4 protein-coding genes and 1 pseudogene are annotated in these 4,100 nt (G+C 44.0%); 2 read left to right on the forward strand and 3 right to left on the reverse strand.

Annotated elements, in window-relative coordinates:
* Both ACTXGO_RS10660 and dnaQ read right to left on the reverse strand, forming a co-directional pair.
* Positions 1-459: pseudogene (locus tag ACTXGO_RS10660) on the reverse strand (hypothetical protein); the annotation flags it as partial.
* A 164-nt stretch (positions 460-623) separates the two neighbouring features.
* A complete protein-coding gene (gene dnaQ / locus ACTXGO_RS10665; RefSeq protein ID WP_443541883.1) occupies positions 624-2,111 on the reverse strand; it encodes a DNA polymerase III subunit epsilon in 1,488 nt (495 codons plus the stop codon).
* A gap of 264 nt (positions 2,112-2,375) precedes the next feature.
* Between dnaQ and ACTXGO_RS10670 the strand changes: the two genes are divergently transcribed.
* Positions 2,376-2,927: a hypothetical protein gene (locus ACTXGO_RS10670; RefSeq protein WP_443541882.1), complete on the forward strand. Its 552-nt coding sequence runs from the start codon at positions 2,376-2,378 to the stop codon at positions 2,925-2,927.
* Between the two features lie 59 nt (positions 2,928-2,986).
* The gene (locus ACTXGO_RS10675; RefSeq protein ID WP_317198475.1) at positions 2,987-3,286 is read left to right on the forward strand and encodes a hypothetical protein; all 300 of its coding nucleotides are present in this window, start codon (positions 2,987-2,989) and stop codon (positions 3,284-3,286) included.
* A 113-nt stretch (positions 3,287-3,399) separates the two neighbouring features.
* On the opposite strand, the gene ACTXGO_RS10680 is transcribed toward ACTXGO_RS10675, so the two are convergent.
* On the reverse strand, positions 3,400-3,861 hold the full coding sequence (locus ACTXGO_RS10680) for a YkvA family protein (protein WP_443574426.1): 462 nt from the start codon (positions 3,859-3,861) through the stop codon (positions 3,400-3,402).
* Positions 3,862-4,100: the final 239 nt, after the last annotated feature.

The raw sequence follows: 4,100 nt of genomic DNA on the forward strand, positions 1-4,100 counted from the left end.
ACTAAAGTAGTCAGACGCTATGGGATCAGCGCCGCTGTGGGCGCGCAACTTGTTGATAATAGGTAATAATAACGTAGGCTCTACCGTCTCTGTTAACAGTACAAATTCAACATAACGATCAAGTGTCATGATGGCCTCTGATAAATCCATAATGAGTGCGGTATCGTTTTGCTCAGTGTTATCATGGATCCGCTGCAATCCTTGCGCGATAGCAGCGCTAAGGACTTGTCCACCTGCCAAAGAGATCAGCTCAAAGACGCAAGACAATTGCTCAAGCGCTTCCACGGAGTCTAGCAATAACGGCGCTTGATCATGATGATCGTTAAACTCAGTTAAATGCCTCTCAACCTGAGTCAATGTGGCAATAATCTCATCATATAACAGATGCAGAGATGGCAGATTAAAATTGGTCACACTTAAGCTTGGGGCGAGTAGTTTTATTTGCTCAGACTGGCTCATAATTGTTATTCCGTGTAGTGCCGATAGCAAGAGAGGGTAGACAAGGCTGCCATAAATGAGTTCTACAATAATGCAAATCAAGCTTTGTGTCTATGAGCATCCGCTCAGCAGCTTATCATTACATCTGTCTGTGATACGTGCAAGCTGTTATCTTTTTGGGGCGTTTATTGCGATATCTGAGCTTTTATTTCAGGATGTTTATCTGCCAAAGAGGCAAACCAGTGCTGATTGGCATCCTCATCTAAGCTTGATGCTAATAGCAAGGATGCCAATTCAGAAAAATTCGCATGCGCCGCTTGTCCGCCATCTGTCTGGATGTCCTCTTCAATAGCGAGCGTAACCTGACCCCCGGTCATCGCTAGATAGACTTCCGCTAGGATTTCAGAATCTAGCAGTGCCCCGTGAAAGGTACGGTCTTGCTTACCGACATTTAAGCGACGTACGAGTGCATCTAGAGTGTTTTTTTGTCCAGGGTATTGCTGCTTTGCCATCAATAGAGAGTCAGTCACTTGTACGCGCTCGGCGAAGTCTGACAAGCCTACTTTGGCAAACTCCATATTCAAAAAGTTCATATCGAATGAGGCGTTGTGAGCGATAATCTCAGCACCATCCATAAAGTCATAAAGATCTTTTGCGACTTGATCAAAGGTGGGTTTGTCGGTCAAAAACGCCTCTGAGATACCATGGATACGGATAACCTCTTCATCCATGCCGCGCTGCGGATTGATATAGACGTGAAGTTTTTCACCCGTAAACTTGCGCGCCACCATCTCAACAATACCGACCTCAATAATACGGTCGCCACCCAATGCCTCAAGCCCTGTGGTCTCTGTATCCATGATGAGCTGGCGATCAGTCTCATGACGATGGATGGGCTTCGGAAGCAAAGGACGAAAGTGTGGATTGGCGCGGCTGGTATCGCCATCAAACTTGGGAGCTGCGCTGTCAGTTGTAGGCATATCGCCGGTTTGATTATCAGGGTTTGTCATCTTAGTACTCGTAGTAGCAGTAGTATTTGGCTGAGTATTAGGCAAGTCTGGCTCTTGTTCATTCAGCTCATCCATCATATTAAAACCTAAAGGATCTAAATTGATCCAGTCGTCATCAGGCATTATTTGCGCTTTTTTTTTATCTATATCAGGTGCTAATGACTGGCGAGGCGGCTCATGACTAGAGGTGACACCGAGGTTTGCCAGCTCATCCGCTTTCTCATTACCCGCGTGACCAGCATGACCCTTGACCCAGTGCCAAGCGACCTTACGGTTCTGACAATTCTCATCTAGCAATTGCCACAGATCTTGGTTGGCAACAGGTTTTTTGCTTGCCGTTTTCCAGCCCCGCTTTTTCCAGCCCTCAATCCACTCTGTTATGCCTTTTTGAACATAACTAGAGTCAGTCCAAATCTCAATCTTTTGCGCCTTTGGACTATGCTCAAGCGCCTTGATCGCGCCCATAAGCTCCATACGATTATTGGTCGTCGCATCAGCGCCGCCATATAAATCCTGCGTACGTCCATCGCTAAATATAAGGTGTGCGCCCCAACCACCAGCGCCAGGATTACCTTTACAAGCGCCGTCAGTGTAGGCAACTGTAGTATCTAGTTTGGCGTCTAAAGGGTTAGGGGCGACTGATAAAGATGGATTGTCTGACATAAAAACTCAATGAATTAAGATAAAAATAGAGGATTGCGTAGGGTCTTAGACGCAGATAAAAAACCAGTATCGAGCGTATTTTAGCAAATAATAGCTGTGAGATTTATGCCTTTGATTATAGCAAATACGTCGTCGATAGGGGCGACTGTCAGCAATAAACTCCTAAAACCACATATCACAACAAAACCAGATTTATTTTTTTGCTAAAATTATCGCAAACGCGCATTGCATCGCTTCTACCTCATTATTTAGGAAAACCCTAGCATGTCATTACTTCAAACCGTTAGACGTCACCGATTAGCAGCATGTAAAGTTGTCTTGGTTGTGAGTAGTGCCTTAGTGTTTATAGGTTGTAGCAACGACACCACGGCAGATGGCGTAGTAGCTACCGCGTCACCTAACTTGTCTGTATTTGACGGCTGCTATACGGTCAGCCATGATGAGCCTGCTCAAATAAAGGTGAGCGAGATTGATGGGATGCGCGTGATGCAAATGAAAGAGCCTGCCAGTAGCGGGCGAGTTTGGGATGATCCTGAGCCTTTAGAGGTGCTCGATAACAGTGAAATACCGACCTATTTTTCTATTGACCCTGACAATGTCGATGCCCTCATCGCGCGTCCTGATAGAGTGCTGGTACTCGCCCATGTCAAGCCTGTCTATGCTAATATCGACCCGCTACTTGACAGCGAATATCTATCCTACATCTACCGCGGCGCTAATACCATCTACCGCGTCGAGTGCGATGATATCAATACCGATATTTTGGCTAATCCGCATGCCGATATCGTCATTGATAATGTGAACGAAAGCATTTGATATCGCTTGATAGAATAGGTAAATCTTGTCTATAAAAAACGATTAATTGAGTTAAAAATATGAATTTTTTGGGTTATGTGGTGTTGGGCGGCCTATCTTATGCAGCAGGCTGGGCGGTTCGACTTTATTTGCTTGACAAAAACCCTGAGCAGCCTTATCACCTAAAACATCCAGCGATTTTGGGTTATCTGGCTGGCTTCTTTATTGTTATGCTAATTGTGTCGTGGATGCTGGGGCGCTATATTCTTGGGCATGTCGCTCTTGATCTCCCTTTTATTATAGTCAACAGTCTCGTTGCCACCTTTGTCTACTCATTTGGTCTTAATCCAGAAAAAGCCAATTATGACGTTCCAGACTAGGACAAGTTTGAGACGATTAGCGCGATTAAGCTAGTAAATAAAAACACGGTTAATGAGTCTCTCATTGAGCGTGTTTTTGCTACAAGTACTACCTGATAGCTATGGTGAGCGAGTTATTTTGACTCTTTAGCGGATTTCTTTTTGTCCTTGTCTTTATTCTGCGCCTTTTCATCCGTAGTCTCCGATAGTTTGTCACCGTCTTTGGCTGCTGTCTGCTCATCTTTCCAAGTTTTGTACTTTAGCAGATCCTTTTCCATCAGCTTGAGACAAAACTTGAGTACCAGTGCATCATCGATCTGACCGATAAACGGTATAAAGTCTGGAATGATATCGATAGGGTTTAGGACATAGAGTAGGCCAACCACTGCTGCTGATATGGTCTTGTAGGGAATATCGCGATAATTACCTTGATAGTAGTCTTTTACTAGGCTTAGCAAAAGGAGCAAATCCTTAGCGTAACGCTCAAGGCCGCGACCATTCTCAAGTTGATCATTTAATTTATCTTCTTTACCTAAGATAAGCTTCATATTGTCGATGAGATTTTTATTGTCTTTGTCTTTTTCTTTGTCAGCCATTTTTATATCCTTAATTTTGGTCGTTAGTTATTGTATGTCAGGCGCTCCTTACTATAGCAAGAGTCGTGAGTGCATCCAAATAAGACTATGAGTGACTGTGTATCGTTTTGTTGTGATAAATTAAATGTGGCAACTGATTCTACCGCTTTGAGCTGCGTTATAATGCGAGGTCAAAAATAAAGACTGAGTACGCGTTACGCTTTTGTAAAAGACGTTCTTAGTATCTATTTAGATAACTA

It is taken from the genome of Psychrobacter sp. T6-1 (genome assembly GCF_052258445.1).

Bases quoted from the DNA above. Each gene is read 5' to 3' on its own strand.
- dnaQ (WP_443541883.1), bottom strand. From the start codon at position 2,111: ATGTCAGACAATCCATCTTTATCAGTCGCCCCTAACCCTTTAGACGCC.
- ACTXGO_RS10670 (WP_443541882.1), top strand. From the start codon at position 2,376: ATGTCATTACTTCAAACCGTTAGACGTCACCGATTAGCAGCATGTAAA.
- ACTXGO_RS10675 (WP_317198475.1), top strand. From the start codon at position 2,987: ATGAATTTTTTGGGTTATGTGGTGTTGGGCGGCCTATCTTATGCAGCA.
- ACTXGO_RS10680 (WP_443574426.1), bottom strand. From the start codon at position 3,861: ATGGCTGACAAAGAAAAAGACAAAGACAATAAAAATCTCATCGACAAT.